This is a genomic window from Alishewanella sp. HH-ZS, from assembly GCF_001704375.1.
GTDB lineage: Bacteria > Pseudomonadota > Gammaproteobacteria > Enterobacterales > Alteromonadaceae > Alishewanella > Alishewanella aestuarii.
This window is the reverse complement of record NZ_LZEJ01000100.1, coordinates 1-713: the sequence shown is the minus strand read 5'-3', so window position 1 is coordinate 713 and position 713 is coordinate 1. Positions and strand designations below refer to the sequence as shown.

Annotated in this window: 1 protein-coding gene; it reads right to left on the bottom strand. The window is 35.6% G+C overall.

Going from position 1 to position 713, the window contains the following annotated elements; all coding sequences use genetic code 11:
- Positions 1 to 15 precede the first annotated feature (15 nt).
- Positions 16 to 713, bottom strand: a 698-nt coding sequence (locus tag A9165_RS16950; protein WP_176714635.1) for an ATP-binding protein, incomplete at its 5' end; no start/stop codon positions are given.

Sequence of the window (713 nt, the reverse complement as noted above, 5' to 3'; positions counted from 1 at the left end):
CAGATTAAGTCGAGACTAATTCATTTTATGGTCAGAAATTAACTTTGCTTCATGTCTTGCACGATCAATTTCAGATATGACAAATAAGTCTTTGTATTCGCCTTCCTCCATTATTTTAATTTCTTTTTTGTACAACTTCCTAAGAAACTCCTGGCCAAAAACAAAGTCATATTTTTCATAAATAAATTCATAGATGAGTTTGAATATTATATTTCTAGCGTCTATTTCAGAGCGAGTGACTTCATTAATTAGATCAATAAGTATTGCTTTTGCCAAGTTGCCTTTGCTTTGTCGAGCTTCAACTAGACACTTAGTAACTAGAGTGCTTTTCCCACAACCAACTGAGCCAGTTATAATTATTACTTGACCAGACGTTCTCTCATCTAAAATATTATCTTTGCCTGCACCAGGCTCCAAATCTAATGAATTTACTGGCAAGTATTTTGGTTTTACATCTTTGAGAACTCGTTTCAGTTCTCCTTTATAACTGTCAAGTTTAGAGTCACTTACAAAACAATATTCAAGCATTAACCTCTGGGAAGGCTCCGTTATTTTAGAAAAAAAATGCTCGTAGAAATCTGACAAGTATCTTTCCGGCACACTGTTTTCCCATTGCAGAGAGCTATAATCTGAGCGTAGTACTTTCGATATCTCTGCTGGGCTATAATTAGCTTCTGCTAGGTATTCTTCCAGGGCTCCCGCATGAGTGTTTA